We start from the raw sequence: 17,505 nt of genomic DNA on the forward strand, positions 1-17,505 counted from the left end.
GACCATATCCAGCATGCGATCGAAGCCTGGCGTTCATCAAAAAAGCATTGATATGACCATGAATGACATAAGCTGACGTGCAACAGTACATGTGCTGGGCCGTGGAGAGATTACCCCGACATAGAAAACGTGTCAGCCACTGGGCAGGGAAAGGCTTAGAGAATAAGCGCTTTCCCTGAATGGTGGCGAGAGCCGAACCGGCGTTACTGCCCGTGTTAAGGCAACAGGCCGATAAATACGGTTTTCTTGCGTGGGCCGGTCATCAGTTCCTCCAGTTGCTCGACACATTTCAGGTAGTGTGGCGTTTGCTTATGGGCGGCGACGGCCTGTTCATCGACATACGCTTCATAGATATAAAAGCGGGATGGGATATGCTCATCCCTGAGTACGTCAAAGCGTAAATTGCCGGCTTCTTTAATAGAACCTTGATGATTGGCAGTAAAAACAGTCATGAATTGATCAATTTTGTCTTCTTTCACATTAATCTCGACGAGGGTAACGTGCATGCTTTTCTCCTTGTAGTTAGCGTGCCATCAGCTGCCAGACTGTCACGCTTTACCAACCGGTTGTTTTAGTGTTCCCGGTTAACCTTTTTCATGTAAGAACAGTTGGTAAGCCGCTTCTGCATTTTCATTTTCATGCACAATGGCATGAACAGCTTTCAACATGGCAATCGGGGCTTCTGACTGGAAAATATTGCGGCCCATATCAACCCCGGAAGCACCTTGATCAATGGCCTGATAACACATTTCCAATGCATCGCGTTCTGGCAGTTTTTTCCCGCCAGCAATCACGATAGGTACTGGGCAACCGGCGGTAATGCGCTCAAATCCGCTGTCGACATAATACGTCTTGATGATCTGCGCCCCCATTTCGGCAGCAATACGGGTTGCCAGCGAGAAGTAGCGTTGATCGCGAGCCATATCTTTGCCTACGCCAGTCACTGCCATGGTTGGCATGCCATAACGCATTCCCTGATCAACCAGTTGGATGATGTTTTTAATCGACTGGTGTTCGTGTTCTGTACCGATATAAACCTGGGCGGCCGCCGCGCAGGCGTTGAGACGTAAAGCATCTTCCGTGGCGACAGCAACCGCTTCATTGGATAACTCGGTCAGAATTGAATTCGCGCCGGAGGCGCGCAACACGACCGGGCGATTGGCTGCTGCTGGCACAATGCTGCGTAAAATGCCGCGGGTGCACATTAATACGTCGGCATACTCAAACAGTGGCGCGATATTGATATCAATACGTTCCAGACCGGTGGTCGGCCCTTGAAAATAGCCATGGTCGAATGCCAGCATCACAGTACGGTTGGTTTTGGGATTAAAAATGCGTGCCAGACGGGATTGCATGCCCCAATCCAGTGAGCCTGAACCTTTAAGCGCAAATTCAGGGTTCTTCTGTGGTACACCAATACCGAAATCTTTACCGTCTTTGATATCGTCTAAATCAGCCATCTTGAATTACTCCAACCGGAGGTGAAAGGTATCATTTCAGCCCACGACCGGAAGCCGCGGGCTACCGAGATTAAAAGTCGTACTTATTGATATTGTCTTTGGTGAAAATGACCCGCTGTGGCAGTAAGACGATACCGCTGCCTTTTGCCTCGTAGGTGTAGCCCTGAATACTGTTCGCGGATACTTCAACGGTGCCAACATTCGGAATATCAATCTTGTCCCCGACATTCAGCGTGCCTTTTTTCAGCATCTCATTGGCGACATAGACTGAGATTTTGCCTTGATCAACCACATCCCACAGACCGAACTCCTTGACCGTACCGCGCTCGACATAGGGGCGCATCACATTCGGGGTACTGAATCCGACAATGGCCACATTGGTGCGTTTCAGGTTCTCTGCCGCCTGTGCTGCCGCTGGCAGGGCGTTCGCATCCGGGGCAATAATGGCATCCAAATCACTGTAGGCTTTTAAAATGCCCTCGGCGGTTTGCAGCGATTTGGTCGCGTCGTTATAGCCGAACTGCGTGGTCACCACTTGCCAGCCGGGATGCTCTTGCTGAATTTTCTTCTTCGCTTCATTTACCCACTGATTCTGGTCGGTCACTGTCGGGCTGGAATAGAAGAACGCCACTTTCGCCTTCTCTTTCTTCACCTGATGAGCGGCCATATCGACCAGCATCGACCCCAATTGATTAGGTGTTCCCTGATCAATATAAATGGAGCGGCATTCCGGCTTGGTGTCAGAATCCCAGGTCAGAATTTTTACGCCCCGTTGCATGGCGCGTTTTAGTGCCGGGCATAAGCCATCGGGTGATACTGCTGAAACCACGATGGCGTTATAACCTTGATTAACAAAGTTATTGATCAATTGAACCTGACCGGATACGCTGGGTTCCGTCGGCCCATCGTAGGTGACATCCACTCCTAGCGACTTACCGGCCGCGATAGCACCGTTCCCGCCACTGGTGAAGAAACCCACCCCGACCAGCTTCGGGATAAAGGCGATGCGTTCTGTCGCCTGTGCAGTCGTGATGCAGGCAAATCCGAGGGCACAAACCAGTGCCAGCTTTTTTAATCTTTGTGGTTTCATTGCTATCTCCGAATCACTGTCTTGTTAGGGGTAGAGGTGTTGGCGATTTCAATACGAAAAAAGGTCATTAGATTACCGACCGTCTGGTGCGGCGGCGTTGCCACCATTCATTAATCAACTGTCTGTGCAGACTGATAGAACGCCCGACCACTACCAGAATCAGTAGTGCGCCGGACAGCGCACTGGATATCTGGTTCGGCGTGCCAATCATCTGCAAACCCTGTTGTAAGTAACCGACCAGTAGTATTGCCAGTGCGGTACCGAGGATAGAGCCTGAACCGCCGTAGATGTTGGCACCGCCCAGCACCACGGCGGTGATGGCTGGCATCAGAAAAGAGGCTCCCAGGTCAGAGCGTGCGGAGCCGAAGTAAGACACCAGCAGGACGGCGGCAATGGCGGAGGCCATGCCAGTCAAGGCATACAGCAGGTATAAGGTGCGGGCGACGGGGAGCGCACTGTAACGGGCTACCCGGCTGTTTTGTCCGATAAGAAAAATGTTGCGGCCACTGTGAGTACGGTGCATCAGCAGCCAGAACAGCAGCACACACACCATAAATATCACCAGTGGCACTGGCAGGCCGAACAGTGTTTGGTTAGCGAAGTCCGTGAATGCAGTCGGGAAACCGCCAATACCTTCATAACCGGTCGCGCCGGAAAAACCGGACAGTAATAATGCGCTGCCACCAAACAGATACATTGTTCCGAGTGTAATAACCAACGGGTTGACACCGGTATACAGAATCAATCCGGCATTAATTAAACCGCATAGCGCGCCGACGATCAGGGTTAATGGGATCGCCATACTCATCGGCACGCCAGCCTTAAACATCACGCCAAGGAATATGGCGCATAATCCGATGGTGGAGCCGAATGAGATATCAATGCCGCCACTGACAATCACCATTGTCAGTGGCAGGGCCACAATCCCGATGCAGATAAAATCGCTGGTGCTGAACAGCAACACATTGATGTCCAACATGCGCGGATTTGAGAAACCGAACAGCAATATCTCCAACACCAGCAGTGCGCCCAGAGACAGTTCCCATCCGTAACGTCGATAGATACTCATCGCACTACCTCTTTTTTAATCTGGTGGTTAAAAGGCTTGCTATCACTGAAGGATTGGTTGTCATTCACGGGACGGCTGCCGAAAGATTTACTGTTCGATGGCTTATGGTTACCTGGTTTTGACGGATGTTCTGTCGGTGGATTTTTTTTATCGGTAGCATTCGTGTTGGCGGTGAATCGGGCATATTTCTGCTGGCGGATATTGCGTTCGATAGCACAACGCAGGCGGCCGTCAAACACCAGCACACCCAGCAGAACCAGTCCGGCAATAAAATCATTCCACCAGGCAGGTAGACGTAACAGCACCAGCACGCTGTCGATTTGTGTCAGTAGATAGGCGCCAAGAATGGCGCCAATAATTGTCCCGGTTCCGCCCAGCAGACTGATACCGCCCAATACGCAGGCGGCAATGGCTTTCATTTCCAGCCCGCTACCGGTTTGATTGGGGATAAAACCAATTTGTGAGGCAAAGACTATTCCGGCCAATGCCGCCATTACGCCATTCATGGAAAAAGCAAAAATACGAATACTGTCAGTCCGAATGCCCAGTTGGCGGGCACCTTGTAAGTTATCGCCCGTTGCGTAGAAACTGCGGCCAAAAGCGGTTTTACCCAGTAGCCAGGCCATGGCCAGAATAAGCAATATAATCAGCCAGCCAATGGGAGAGATGGAAAACAGAATTGGCGTTGATAGACTTTTCAGATCCTCTGGTAACCCTTCAATCCATTTCCCGCCCGTCAACAGCAGCATCAGGCCACGATATAGTCCCAATGTACCCAGTGTGGCGACAATCGCCGGGATGCGCAGCCAGGCCACCAATATGCCGTTAAAGCAGCCAGCCACCATGCCCACCAGTAAGGTCAACAGGCAGGAGATCGCCAGACTGAAACCGGCATTGAGCGCCATACCGACGGTAACGGCACATAAGCCGGTGATAGAGCCGACGGAGACATCTATATTGCGAGTCAACATCACCATCGTGGCGCCGATCGCCAGTAAAATCAGGATATGGGCACTACTGAAAATCATCGTGAAGGTTTGCAGACTGAAATAGCTGCTGTCGATGGCCGCCAGCAACGCAAATAAGGCCAGGATAGCCAGCAATGCGGTGCCTTCACGGTTATTCTGAATAAATTTCAACATGCTACACCCTCATTTTCGGCCGGTTGATGAGTGTCGGTATGCTGTTCACCAAAGGCGATATGCATAATCGTATCGACGGTCATTTCATCGCCGCTCAGTGCGCCACTGATTTCTCCTTGATGCATGACCAGCACGCGGTCAGCCATCTGCACCACTTCTTCCAAATCCGAAGAGATAAAAATAATCGCCACATGCTGTGCGGCAATACTGCGAATCAATTGATAGATATCACTGCGGGCTGATACATCCACACCACGGGTGGGTTCATCGATGATCAACAGCAGGGGATTAGCCTCCAGACATTTGGCAATCAGCAATTTTTGTTGATTACCGCCGGACAAGGTTCGAACAGGCTGTTCGAGATGGTTAAATTTAATGTTGAGTGCCCGGCGGTAGCGCTCCAGTGTCGCGGCTTCCTGTGCCGGATGGGTCCACACTCCCTGACGGTCATGCGTCAGGGAACACACATTCCAGCTCAGCGGGGCATCAAGGTAGAGACCGGAAGCCTGACGGTCTTCAGGCAGATAAACCAACCCGGTCGTTAAGCGATCGACGATTTTCATCGTAGTGATATCAACGTCTTCCAGTGTAATACGGCCGCTGCTGGCAGGACGTAGGCCATATAATGTCTCGGCCAGCTCCGTTCTGCCTGCGCCAACTACGCCCGCTAATCCGAGAATTTCACCGGCCCGGATTTCAAAGGAGATATGCATGAATCCTTCACCACTCAGGTCTGCCACTTGCATTACTGGTTGATGAGTGCGGCGGTTGCCCGGCAGCTCCAGCCATAATTTTTGTGTATCACTTAACGCCCCGTTTTTACTCTGTGGCGTAATGGCCTGAATAATGGTTTCGGTAGAAAAATCCGCGGTGGCGCCGCTCAACGCAATGCCGCCATCACGCATGACACTGACCCAGTCAGCCAGTTGGCGGATTTCAGGCAATTTATGAGAAATAAAGACGACACCGACGCCCTGTTGCAGCAATATTTTGATCTGGCTGAATAAACGATTGGCTTCGGCGGGCGTTAATGAGGCGGTTGGTTCATCAAGGATTAAAATACGCGAGTCGCGCATCAGGCCGCGCATAATTTCCACTAACTGTTGATCGGCAACATTGAGCGAACCGGCGCTGACAGACAGATCCAGACGGCAACCCAGACTTTCCAGCAACTGGGCCATTTTCTTTTTATCAGCTTGATGTTTTGGCAAACGGAACAGGATATTTTCCTGCACCGAAAGATTGGCAAACAACATCGGCTCTTGCGGAACCAGATAAATACCTAACTGATGCGCTTTCGCCGGCGTGAGGTCGGAGCATGGCTGCCCATTAATCTCGATGATGCCACTATCCGGCGGTAAGACTCCGGCAATGATTTTCATCAGTGTGGATTTACCCGCACCATTCCCCCCGAGCAGTGCATGGACCTGACCAGACCGTAAAGTGAAATCGATACTTTTCAATACCACAACGCCAGAAAACTGCTTGCTGATACCTCGAACCTGGAGCAGCGGTGGCGAAGGGGAGACGGTGTATGGCATCAGTGGCTCCTGGTGATCGAAATGAACAAAAATAATTTAAAAATAAAAATGTTCAAAAAAAGATAGCTTGATAATCCCTTAATTGGCGTAATCAATGTCACATTTTTGTGAATAAAAATATTTAAATTAAAATGTGTTCAAATATGTTGAGTAAACTGTTAGCGTGACTATCCAGTGGAATATGACCATGACGCACAGTTTCAGTCTGGGGATAAGAAAACAGTCAGTAATGATGAAAGAAAAACCAACCATGAAAGAAAAGTCGGTGAGCAAAGAAAAAAACATGTCGTCCAACGATGAATACAAATATCCGGGTAATAGCATGAGTGAAGAGGAACTGCTCGCTCGCATTGCGTGGTTTTATTATCACGATGGCTTAACACAAGGGGATATTGGCGAACTGCTGGGGTTGGCCCGATTAAAAGTTTCCAGGTTACTGGAAAAGGGTCGGCAGTCTGGTGTGATTCGGGTACAGATTAATTCACGCTACGAAGGCTGTCTGGAACTGGAAAACATACTGCAACAGCGCTTTGGCCTTAAGCATATTCGTATCTTGCCTTCTCTGGCTGATCCTGGCATCAGCAGTCGGCTGGGTATCGGTGCCGCGCATTTATTGATGGCGTTGGTACAGCCGCAACAACTACTGGCTGTGGGTTTCGGTGAAACCACCATGTCTGCCTTGCAACATCTGAGTGGTTTTATCGCGTCGCAGCAAGTTCGCCTGGTAACGTTATCTGGTGGTGTCGGTTCTTATATGACGGGAATCGGTCAGTTGGATGCCGCCTGCCAGGTCAGCATTATTCCTGCGCCGCTGCGAGCATCCAGTGCCAGCGTTGCCGACACATTCCGTCAGGAAAACAGTGTTCGTGATGTGATGCTGGCTGCGTGTGCAGCCGATGTGGCGGTAGTTGGCATCGGTTCAGTCAATCAGAAAAAAGAGGCCACCATTTTGCGCTCCGGCTATATCAGTGAAGGCGAGCAATTGATGTTCAGCCGTAAAGGCGCGGTTGGTGACATCCTTGGCTACTTTATGCAGGCCGATGGCTCCCTGGTTCCGGACATGCAGATTCATCAGGAATTGATTGGTATTTCGTTGACAGATCTCACCACTATCCCGACCGTTATCGGCGTGGCAGGTGGTGTGGAAAAATCAGACGTCATTGTCGCCGCATTGCAGGGGAAGTATGTGAATGCGTTGGTGACGGATGAGGCAACGGCTCGGTCAGTAATTAATTTGATTTAATTGGCTATTTCTCTTGTCAGCTTGAGATTGGACTGTGCTCGTTACCGTCACATACTACGTGTATGCTCCGGTCCCTGCGCGCAGTCCGCACTCAATCTGACGGCGACAATAACGCCAATTAAGTGTCAGTTGCAGGCTATTTCTCTTGCCAGCTTGAGATTGGGCTGTGCTCGTTACCGTCACATACTACGTGTATGCTCCGGTCCCTGCGCGCAGTCCGCACTCAATCTGACGGCGACAATAACGCCAATTAAGTGTCAGTTGCAGGCTATTTCTCTTGCCAGCTTGAGATGGATTTAACTTTTGATGTGAGTAGTGGGGGATTTCCCCGTGGGAGACAGAATTATTCGCGAATTGATATAAAAATCACTTAAAACAGAGGAACGCGTAATGAGTCAGCTCTGTACAACAACTACCGCATCGGGTGATTACCTGATGGCGTTGGATGCCGGTACTGGCAGTGTCCGGGCCGTGATATTTGATCTTAACGGCAATCAGATAGCGGCCGGACAGGCTGAGTGGATACATTTACCGGTGCCTGATGTACCAGGATCGATGGAGTTTGATTTGACGACTAACTGGCAATTGACGTGCCAGTGTATTCGTCAGGCACTGCATCTGGCTAATCTGCCGTCCAGTGCTATCCGCGCGGTAGCCGCCTGCTCAATGCGCGAAGGGATTGTGCTCTATGATCGCAGTGGTACGCCGATCTGGGCTTGTGCCAATGTGGACGCACGCGCCAGCCATGAAGTCAGTGAGCTAAAAGAGTTGCACAATGATGGGTTTGAATTGGAGGTCTATCAGTGTTCCGGTCAGACGCTGGCATTGAGCGCGATGCCCCGGTTGTTATGGTTGGCTCATCATCGTCCGGATATTTACCGCCAGGCGGGTACGTTAACGATGATAAGTGATTGGCTGGCCAATATGCTCAGTGGCGAGCTGGCCGTCGATCCTTCGAATGCCGGGACGACTGGCATGCTGGATTTGTCCACTCGCGACTGGCAACCGACGTTGCTGGAAATGGCTGGGCTGCGGGCTGACATTTTATCGCCGGTAAAAGAGACTGGAACCTTGCTGGGGCATGTCACGGCACAGGCTGCCGACGCCTGTGGTTTACTGGCGGGAACGCCGGTAGTCATGGGCGGTGGTGATGTACAATTGGGTTGCCTGGGATTGGGTGTGGTACAACCGGGGCAGACGGCGGTATTGGGAGGGACATTCTGGCAGCAGGTCGTTAACTTGCCAAAGCCGATTACCGATCCCAATATGAATACCCGAATTAACCCCCATGTCATTCCCGGCATGGTGCAAGCGGAGTCCATCAGCTTCTTTACCGGTTTGACCATGCGTTGGTTCCGTGATGCGTTTTGTGCCGAAGAGAAACTGCTGGCCCAGCGGTTGGGGGTGGATACCTACAGTTTGTTGGAGGATATGGCGGCCAGAGTGCCGGCTGGCGCTTACGGGGTAATGCCGATTTTCTCTGATGTGATGCGGTTTAAGTCGTGGTATCACGCCGCCCCTTCTTTTATCAACCTCTCCATTGATCCTGAAAAATGCAACAAAGCCACGTTATTCCGTGCGCTGGAAGAGAATGCGGCTATCGTCTCCGCTTGCAATCTGGCCGAAATCGCTAAATTCTCCGGCGTGAAAGCCTCGTCTGTCGTCTTTGCCGGCGGGGGATCGAAAGGTAAGCTGTGGAGCCAGATTCTGGCGGATGTGACCGGTATCCCGGTACAGGTGCCGGTGGTAAAAGAAGCCACCGCGTTAGGCTGTGCCATTGCCGCCGGCGTGGGCGTCGGGTTGTATGATGCCCTGGATAAAACCGGTGAGCGGCTGGTGCGCTGGGAGCGGGAATTTATCCCGAACACAGCACATCAGGCGCTATATCAGGCAGCAAAAACCAACTGGCAAGCGGTGTATACCGATCAACTGACGCTGGTGGACAGTGGGTTGACGACCTCGCTCTGGAAGGCGCCTGGCCTGTGAAATTGTCCGATCGAATGTCGGGTTGTATGCATCACTGCCATCTGATGAATGCCTGATGCCTCTGGTATGACGTCAATGGCACGGGTAACGTAAACGTTTGGTGAAATCCCCGCGCGAGCGCGGGGATTTGCGGCCCAATAAGTGATGTTTAACCGGCTAACAGTGCCGCGTAACGGCTGATATCGACGTTACCACCGCTGATAATCATCCCGATTCGTTTCCCTTTCAGTTGTGAACTCACCTCGTGTGTACCATGGAATCGAATTGATACAAGTTCAAGGATTCTGTGCCATGCGTTATTTTGGCGCCGTCACAGACGAAATAGACAAACAGTAAAATCAGCAGCGCATGGTTTGTTATTTGTTTTGATGTGATAATAATTACATCTAATGTGATTTATTTGCCTTTATTTACCCATTTATGTGAATAAAATTACAAACAAACGTGTCGATGTAGGTCCAAATATCAGGGAACGGGTGAATACGCACCTGTTAGTGATGAATGATGGTAATGGCGGTGGGTTTGGTTACTCGACACGAGTCCCCTGCTGAGTGCTATTCTCAGTGAATCCGAATACCGTGTATTACTTAAATATCGCTGGCCCTGCTTTTGTATTTACCGATGAAACTGACTGAAGCGTTGGAGTATTGTATGACCGAGTTAACCGCTGCGGCGCAGCGTGCATTGGGTTTGATGGATTTAACCACCCTGAATGATGACGATACCGATGAAAAAGTGACCGCACTTTGCCATCAGGCCAATAGCCCGGCCGGCAAGACGGCCGCCATCTGCATTTATCCCCGCTTTATTCCGCTGGCCCGCAAGACGTTGCGTGAGCAGGGCACGCCGGACATCCGCATTGCGACGGTGACCAACTTCCCACACGGTAATGATGATATTGCCATTGCTGTGGCGGAAACCAACGCTGCTATCGCCTATGGCGCAGATGAAGTGGATGTGGTGTTCCCGTATCGTGCGTTGATAGCGGGAGATGCCCACGTGGGTTTTAAACTGGTGCAGGCATGCAAAGACGCGTGTGATGCTGCCAGTGTGTTGCTGAAAGTGATTATCGAAACCGGCGAGCTGAAAGAGGATGCGTTGATCCGCCAGGCCAGCGAGATAGCCATTGATGCTGGTGCCGATTTTATTAAAACCTCCACCGGTAAAGTGCCGGTCAACGCGACTCTGCATAGCGCGGAGGTGATGCTGAGCGTCATCCGTGATAAGGGTGTTGGTGAGCGGGTCGGTTTTAAAGCGGCGGGCGGTGTGCGTACTGCTGAGGATGCGGCTCAGTATTTGCGACTTGCCGATACGATTATGGGTACCAGTTGGGCTGATGCGCGTCATTTCCGTTTTGGCGCTTCCAGCTTACTGGGTAGCCTGTTAAATACGCTGGGACACTAAACTGTCGCTGTGCATCGTGGTTACTGATGATCCCGTAAATCCCGATGCTACGGTATTGATCAACCGTCCCTTATGCTGGAGAAAACACCTTGTTTCTGATTCAGGAGATCATTCGTAAAAAGCGTGATGGGCAGCCGCTTAGTGCGGAAGAAATCCGCTTTTTCGTTAACGGTATCTGTGACAACACGGTATCGGAAGGGCAAATTGCGGCACTGGCCATGACCATCTATTTCCATGATATGACCATGGAGGAGCGCGTCGCGCTAACACTGGCAATGCGTGATTCCGGTACGGTTCTTGACTGGAAAAGCCTCAATCTTAACGGACCGCTGGTGGATAAACACTCCACCGGCGGTGTCGGTGATGTGACCTCGTTGATGCTGGGGCCGATGATAGCTGCCTGCGGTGGCTATGTGCCGATGATTTCCGGGCGGGGTCTGGGACATACCGGAGGAACACTGGATAAGCTGGAGTCGATTCCTGGTCTGGACATTTTTCCCGACAATGACGAATTCCGTCGGATTATCCAACAGGTGGGTGTGGCGATTATCGGCCAGACGAATTCACTGGCACCCGCGGATAAGCGGTTCTATGCCACGCGGGATATCACCGCCACGGTGGACTCCATCCCGCTGATTACCGCCTCCATTCTGGCGAAAAAACTGGCGGAAGGACTGGACGCGCTGGTAATGGATGTAAAAGTGGGGTCGGGCGCGTTTATGCCGACCTATGAACAGTCTGAGCAACTGGCGCTGGCGATTGTCGGCGTGGCCAATAGCGCTGGATGCTGTACCAGTGCGTTGTTAACGGATATGAATCAGGTGTTGGCATCCAGCGCGGGGAATGCGCTGGAGGTCCGGGAGGCGGTGCGTTTTCTGACGGGAGAACACCGTAATCCGCGATTGTATGAAGTCACTATGGCGCTGTGTGAAGACATGCTGCTGGCGGGACATCTGTCGAACAACCGTGCGGATGCCCGGTCGCGTTTGCAGGCAGTGCTGGATAATGGTAAGGCGGCGGAGGTATTTGGCCGCATGGTAGCCGCACAGCGTGGACCGGTGGATTTCGTCGAGCATCATGATCGTTATCTCTCTTCCGCTACGCTGAGCAAACCGGTGTTTGCCGAACATGATGGGATCGTCAGCACGATGGACACCCGTGCGCTGGGGATGGCGGTGGTAGCGCTGGGTGGTGGTCGCCGTCAGGCGGGTGCTAGTATTGATCATCGTGTTGGGCTGAGCGACATGGTCAGTCTGGGAGACCGTGTGGATTCGCAGCGTCCGCTGGCGATTATTCATGCCAATACAGAAGCGCAATGGCGACAGGCAGAGCAGGAAGTCCGGGCAGCAATTGTTGTCAGTGACTGCGCTCCAGAGCCACTGCCGATAATTTATCGTCGGTTAAGCGCAGAGGACGTCTCGCTTTCCGATTGAAAGCGGCGCAAATCGCCGATAAAGAACACAGGAGATAACAACATGAAACGTGCATTTATTATGGTGCTCGACTCATTTGGCATCGGTAGTGCTGCCGATGCCGCAAAGTTTGGTGATGCTGGCTCAGATACACTAGGCCATATTGCGCAAGTTTGTGCGGCGGGCAAAGCCGATCAGGGTCGTAAAGGCCCGTTGTATTTGCCAAATCTGAGCCGTCTCGGATTGGGTAAAGCGGCGGAAGAATCTACCGGACATTTCCCGGCAGGACTGGATGCACAAGCAGAAATCGTCGGCGCTTACGCTTACGCCAGCGAAATCTCCTCTGGTAAAGATACACCGTCGGGTCATTGGGAAATAGCTGGCGTGCCGGTGCTGTTTGACTGGGATTATTTTCTTGATGAACAGAACAGCTTTCCACCGACCCTGTTGGACAAGCTGGTACAACGCGCCGAACTGCCAGGTTATCTCGGTAACTGCCATGCTTCCGGTACGGTAATTCTGGATAAACTCGGCGAAGAACACATGAAAACCGGCAAGCCGATTTTCTACACTTCAGCAGATTCGGTGTTTCAGATCGCCTGTCATGAAGAGACCTTTGGGCTGGAAAAACTGTACGCGCTGTGTGAGATAGCACGCGAAGAATTGGATGCAGGCAACTACAATATTGGCCGCGTGATTGCTCGTCCATTTGTGGGCGACAAAGCGGGAAATTTCCAGCGAACCGGTAACCGTCACGATCTGGCGGTTGAGCCTCCGGCGCCGACTGTGCTGAAAAAGCTGGTGGAAGAAAAAGGCGGAGAAGTGGTCTCGGTGGGTAAAATCGCTGATATTTATGCCAATGTAGGGATTACCCAAAAAGTGAAGGCCACCGGTCTTGATGCGTTGTTTGACGCGACTTTGGCACAGATGGATCGGGCAGGTGATAACACCATTGTGTTCACTAATTTTGTGGATTTTGATTCCTCCTATGGTCACCGTCGTGATGTGGCTGGTTATGCGGCTGCGCTGGAGTTATTTGACCGTCGCCTGCCGGAAATGCTGGCGAAAGTCACTGGGGAAGATATCTTGATCCTGAGCGCCGATCACGGTTGCGACCCCACCTGGCCGGGTACTGAGCATACCCGCGAGCATGTGCCGGTGCTGATGTACGGTCCACGGGTACTGCCGGGTTCCCGGGGGCATCGCACCACGTTTGCGGATATCGGACAAACGGTCGCATGTTATTTTGGCTTGTCACCGATGGATTACGGTAAATCGATGCTCTGACCCAGGTTGGAGTATGCGCGATATTATTTTTACGTTGATGAAGAGGGAAGAGAAGGATGGCTACGCCACATATTAATGCAGAAAGGGGTGATTTCGCGGATGTCGTGCTGATGCCTGGCGATCCGTTGCGCGCCAAATATATCGCCGAAACCTTTCTGGAAAATGCCATTGAAGTCAATAACGTTCGCGGCATGCTGGGGTTTACCGGAACATATAAAGGTCGCCGTATTTCTGTGATGGGCCACGGTATGGGGATCCCTTCTTGCTCTATCTATACCAAAGAGCTGATCACGGAATTCGGCGTGAAAAAAATTATCCGTGTCGGCTCCTGCGGCGCAGTACGCCACGACGTGAAACTACGTGACGTGGTGATTGGCATGGGGGCCTGTACCGATTCCAAGGTTAATCGTATGCGTTTTAAAGATCATGATTTCGCCGCGATTGCCGATTTCGATTTGCTGCGCCATGCAGTGGATGCCGCTAACGCCCGTGGCGCCAATGTGCGCGTCGGCAACCTGTTCTCTGCCGATCTGTTCTACACGCCAGATCCGCACATGTTCGACGTGATGGAAAAATATGGCATCCTCGGTGTGGAAATGGAAGCCGCCGGGATTTACGGTGTGGCGGCGGAGTTCGGCGCCAAAGCGCTGGCGATCTGCACGGTGTCTGACCATATCCGTACTCAGGAACAGACTACGGCGGCAGAACGCCAGACCACCTTCAACGAAATGATTGAGATAGCGCTGGCGTCCGTTCTGCTGGGCGATAAAGATTAATCCGGCAAGGGCGTGCTGTTGCTGGCAGTGTTTTTATCCCAGCGGCAGCGCCATGATAATGGCGTCTTCCCGGCCTTGTGCCGTGGGGTAATAATCCCGTCGGACAGAAACCTCATTGAATCCCAGGCTTTGATAAAGGGCCATCGCTCGGTGGTTGGAAGCGCGGACTTCCAACCATAGCGTCAGAATACCTTTCTTTTCCAGTGTATCAATCAGGTACTCCAGCAATTGGCGGCCATAGCCGTGGCGCTGATGCGCCGGATGCACGGCGATATTAAATAATGTGGCCTCATCCAGTATCACCTGAGTGATCGTGTAAGCGACCAGTTGCTGGTCATGACATAACTTCAGGTTGAGGTAGCGTTCACCCTGATTACTGACAAAGGTTTGTTCCGTCCACGGAAAGGCGTGGCTTAAATGTTCAATCTGAAAGGCTGACGCCAAATCAGCCGGGAGCAGGGGAGAAATTGTGTTCATGTTGACAAATCTGCTGCCATAGAGCGCGTTTGGCTCCGGCATTGTGGTAAAGCTCGGCTAACGCCGGGCTGGTGAGTTGAATACCTTCCAGATGCAGTGGTGATTCGATGCCCAGCCGCCAGCAGTGACAGCGAGTGTGTTCGGGGAGCATCACCACTTGCTGCGGTGTCAGGCCATAGGTTTCGTCAGGTGAAAGTTTCAGGCTGTGTATTACATCCTGTAGCAGCGGATCATCGCTGGCGGGCAGCGGATTCGCCACGATCAGCAGTCGAGTGCCAGGTGGCAGGCTGACGGCAATTTCTCCCTGCAACACCGTCGGACGCCGCAATGTCCACTGCGTGATCCCCAGTTGTTGTAGCAGCTCGTCCCGTCTTGATGTCATGCCATCCCCTGTCTGGAGCGTGATTATGCTGCGCTATGCTAGCAAACCCATCGTACATGCGCCAACAAACCTCTATAATCGCCGCTTAGTTAATTAAGGAGCCAGAGACTGATGTCCGCTTTTACCCCCGCCAGTGAAGTGATACTGCGCCATAGTGATGAATTTACCTCCCGCCGGGTGCTGTTTGCTGGCGATTTGCAGGATAGCCTGCCAGCCCAGTTTGATGCGATAGAGGTGCGCGTGCATACCACGCAGTACCATCACTGGCAGCAGTTGCACCCGACGTTGGGAGAGCTCGTTCACTTTTCTCTGTTGGCGGATGCCAGTGTGGTAGAGGGATGCGACACTCTGATTTACTACTGGCCGAAGAGTAAATCGGAAGCGCAGTTTCAGCTTGCCAACCTGCTGTCTCTGTTGCCGGTGGGATGTGAAATCTTCGTGGTAGGAGAAAACCGTAGTGGCGTGCGCAGCGCGGAGAATATTCTCGAGGGTATCGCCAGCCTGAATAAAATTGATAGCGCCCGGCGTTGTGGGTTGTATCACGGTCGTTTGGATGCGAATACCTCGTTTGCTTTGGATGACTGGTGGCTGGATTATGATGTGGATGGTGTTCCGGTCCGCACGTTACCCGGTGTTTTCAGTCGTGATGGTCTGGATTCGGGCAGCCAACTGTTGCTTTCCACACTGGAGGCTCATCAGAAGGGCAAAGTGCTGGATATTGCCAGCGGCGCGGGTGTGCTGGCGGCGGTGTTCGCCAAGCGTTCGCCGAAGATACGTCTGACACTCAGTGATGTCAGCGCGGCGGCGTTGGAATCCAGTAAAGCTACGCTGACACTGAATCAGCTGGAGGGCAATGTGGTTGCCAGCAATGTGTATTCCGACATTGTGGGTCGCTTCGATATGATCATCTCTAACCCACCGTTCCATGAGGGTATGAAGACCAGCCTGCATGCAGCAGAAACGCTGATTCGCGGTGCGGCGTTACATCTGAACATCGGTGGTGAGCTACGCATTGTGGCCAATGCCTTCCTGCCTTACCCTGCATTGCTGAGTGACACCTTTGGCAATCATGAAGTTATCGCCCAGAACGGACGCTTTAAGGTATACCGTTCGGTATTGTCGCGCGCAGCGAAAGCAAGGCGTTAATAGCAGGCCAGCAATGGTGTGATAATTCCCCTTGCTGGCCTTATTGTGACGATTATTCCACGTTACACGTTAATCGTGTCCATACCTTCCTGGGTATAACGTTCACCGGCAAACGCCTGGAACGGACATATGGCTTCGATAGCCGCCAGTTCGGCTGCCGTCAGCGTCACATCCAGCGCAGCGACATTCTCTTCCAGATAACGGCGGCGTTTGGTGCCGGGAATCGGCACAATATTTTCGCCTTGCGCCAACACCCAGGCCAGAGCCAACTGTGAGGGAGTGACACCTTTCTCTTGCGCCAACTGTTTGATCTTATCCACCAATTGCAGGTTTTTAGCAAAGTTTTCGCCGCTGAAACGGGGATTGGCGCGGCGGAAATCATCAGCGGATAAATCATCGATGCTGCGAATAGCGCCGGTCAGGAAACCGCGACCCAATGGGCTATAGGGGACAAAGCCGATCCCCAGTCGTTTGCAGGTGGGCAGAATGGTTTCTTCAACGTCGCGTGTCCACAATGAGTATTCACTTTGTAACGCGGTAATCGGGTGGACCTTGTGAGCGCGTTCCAGCGTGCTGGCTGAAGCTTCACTTAGTCCGAGATAGCGGATTTTCCCCTCTTTTACCAGATCGGCCATGGCGCCTACGCTCTCTTCAATCGGCACGGCTGGATCAATGCGGTGCTGATAGTAGAGGTCGATGACGTCTACCCCCAGCCGTTGCAGACTGCCTTCCACCGATTGGCGGATATAGTCGGGTTTGCCACACACACCACGCTCTTGCAGATTCGCTGGATTGCGCAGAATACCAAACTTGGTAGCCAGAAAGACCTGGTCACGTTTGCCTTTAATGGCTTTACCCACTAACTGTTCATTGGTATGAGGACCATACATATCAGCGGTATCCAGTAATGTGACCCCCAGCTCCAGTGCCCGATGCAGTGTGGCGATAGCCTCTTTTTCATCCATCGCCGTAGAGTAAAAATCGCTCATTCCCATACATCCCAGACCGATGGCGGAGACGATCGGGCCCTGCGGACCCAGTTTACGTTGTTGCATTATGTTACCCCTGTCATACGAATGAGATGCTCAGT

15 protein-coding genes and 1 pseudogene are annotated in these 17,505 nt (G+C 52.1%); 7 read left to right on the top strand and 9 right to left on the bottom strand.

Translation table 11 applies throughout. The features are described 5' to 3' along the window. Positions 1-215 precede the first annotated feature (215 nt). The 6 genes and pseudogenes from lsrG to lsrA form a co-directional block, all read right to left on the bottom strand. Entirely contained in the window at positions 216-506 is a 291-nt protein-coding gene (gene lsrG / locus PCO85_03495; GenBank protein ID WJV54532.1) for a (4S)-4-hydroxy-5-phosphonooxypentane-2,3-dione isomerase, read from the bottom strand. Positions 507-584: 78 nt separating this feature from the next. Next, positions 585-1,460, bottom strand: coding sequence for a 3-hydroxy-5-phosphonooxypentane-2,4-dione thiolase (lsrF, locus tag PCO85_03500; GenBank protein ID WJV54533.1), 876 nt, complete (start codon positions 1,458-1,460; stop codon positions 585-587). Positions 1,461-1,530: 70 nt separating this feature from the next. Then, positions 1,531-2,550 carry an autoinducer 2 ABC transporter substrate-binding protein LsrB gene (lsrB, locus tag PCO85_03505; GenBank protein WJV54534.1) on the bottom strand — a complete coding sequence of 340 codons (1,020 nt, stop codon included), beginning with the start codon at positions 2,548-2,550 and terminating at the stop codon, positions 1,531-1,533. Between the two features lie 67 nt (positions 2,551-2,617). Beyond that, positions 2,618-3,619: an autoinducer 2 ABC transporter permease LsrD gene (gene lsrD / locus PCO85_03510; GenBank protein WJV54535.1), complete on the bottom strand. Its 1,002-nt coding sequence runs from the start codon at positions 3,617-3,619 to the stop codon at positions 2,618-2,620. A 64-nt stretch (positions 3,620-3,683) separates the two neighbouring features. Next, positions 3,684-4,761 (bottom strand): annotated as a pseudogene (gene lsrC / locus PCO85_03515) (autoinducer 2 ABC transporter permease LsrC). Further along, complete coding sequence (gene lsrA, locus PCO85_03520) at positions 4,755-6,302, bottom strand: autoinducer 2 ABC transporter ATP-binding protein LsrA (protein ID WJV54536.1); 1,548 nt, start codon at positions 6,300-6,302, stop codon at positions 4,755-4,757. The pseudogene lsrC and the gene lsrA overlap by 7 nt, the downstream one beginning before the upstream one ends. 250 nt (positions 6,303-6,552) lie before the next feature. Here lsrA and lsrR point away from each other — a divergent pair, with 250 nt between their 5' ends. From lsrR to deoD, 6 genes are all read left to right on the top strand, one after another. Continuing rightward, a complete protein-coding gene (gene lsrR / locus PCO85_03525; GenBank protein WJV55982.1) occupies positions 6,553-7,545 on the top strand; it encodes a transcriptional regulator LsrR in 993 nt (330 codons plus the stop codon). A gap of 390 nt (positions 7,546-7,935) precedes the next feature. Continuing rightward, positions 7,936-9,531, top strand: coding sequence for an autoinducer-2 kinase (gene lsrK, locus PCO85_03530; protein ID WJV54537.1), 1,596 nt, complete (start codon positions 7,936-7,938; stop codon positions 9,529-9,531). A gap of 651 nt (positions 9,532-10,182) precedes the next feature. Then, positions 10,183-10,935 (top strand): deoxyribose-phosphate aldolase, encoded by a 753-nt coding sequence (deoC, locus tag PCO85_03535; GenBank protein ID WJV54538.1) that lies wholly within the window; start codon positions 10,183-10,185, stop codon positions 10,933-10,935. Between the two features lie 89 nt (positions 10,936-11,024). Next, the gene (deoA, locus tag PCO85_03540; protein WJV54539.1) at positions 11,025-12,368 is read left to right on the top strand and encodes a thymidine phosphorylase; all 1,344 of its coding nucleotides are present in this window, start codon (positions 11,025-11,027) and stop codon (positions 12,366-12,368) included. Positions 12,369-12,410: 42 nt separating this feature from the next. Then, positions 12,411-13,634, top strand: a complete 1,224-nt coding sequence (gene deoB, locus PCO85_03545; protein ID WJV54540.1) for a phosphopentomutase — start codon at positions 12,411-12,413, stop codon at positions 13,632-13,634. Positions 13,635-13,690: 56 nt separating this feature from the next. Beyond that, positions 13,691-14,410 carry a purine-nucleoside phosphorylase gene (gene deoD / locus PCO85_03550; GenBank protein WJV54541.1) on the top strand — a complete coding sequence of 240 codons (720 nt, stop codon included), beginning with the start codon at positions 13,691-13,693 and terminating at the stop codon, positions 14,408-14,410. Between the two features lie 33 nt (positions 14,411-14,443). Here the strand turns inward: deoD and rimI are convergent, their stop codons facing one another. Continuing rightward, positions 14,444-14,887, bottom strand: coding sequence for a ribosomal protein S18-alanine N-acetyltransferase (gene rimI, locus PCO85_03555; protein WJV54542.1), 444 nt, complete (start codon positions 14,885-14,887; stop codon positions 14,444-14,446). Beyond that, entirely contained in the window at positions 14,856-15,269 is a 414-nt protein-coding gene (locus PCO85_03560) for a DNA polymerase III subunit psi (GenBank protein ID WJV54543.1), read from the bottom strand. Before PCO85_03560 ends, rimI begins: the two co-directional genes overlap by 32 nt. A gap of 111 nt (positions 15,270-15,380) precedes the next feature. Here PCO85_03560 and rsmC point away from each other — a divergent pair, with 111 nt between their 5' ends. Beyond that, entirely contained in the window at positions 15,381-16,415 is a 1,035-nt protein-coding gene (gene rsmC, locus PCO85_03565; GenBank protein WJV54544.1) for a 16S rRNA (guanine(1207)-N(2))-methyltransferase RsmC, read from the top strand. 62 nt (positions 16,416-16,477) lie between these two features. Here the strand turns inward: rsmC and PCO85_03570 are convergent, their stop codons facing one another. Continuing rightward, a complete protein-coding gene (locus PCO85_03570) occupies positions 16,478-17,470 on the bottom strand; it encodes an aldo/keto reductase (protein ID WJV54545.1) in 993 nt (330 codons plus the stop codon). Between the last annotated feature and the right edge of the window lie 35 nt (positions 17,471-17,505).

This window comes from Prodigiosinella aquatilis (assembly GCA_030388725.1).
In the GTDB taxonomy this organism is placed as follows: Bacteria; Pseudomonadota; Gammaproteobacteria; order Enterobacterales; family Enterobacteriaceae; genus Prodigiosinella; species Prodigiosinella aquatilis.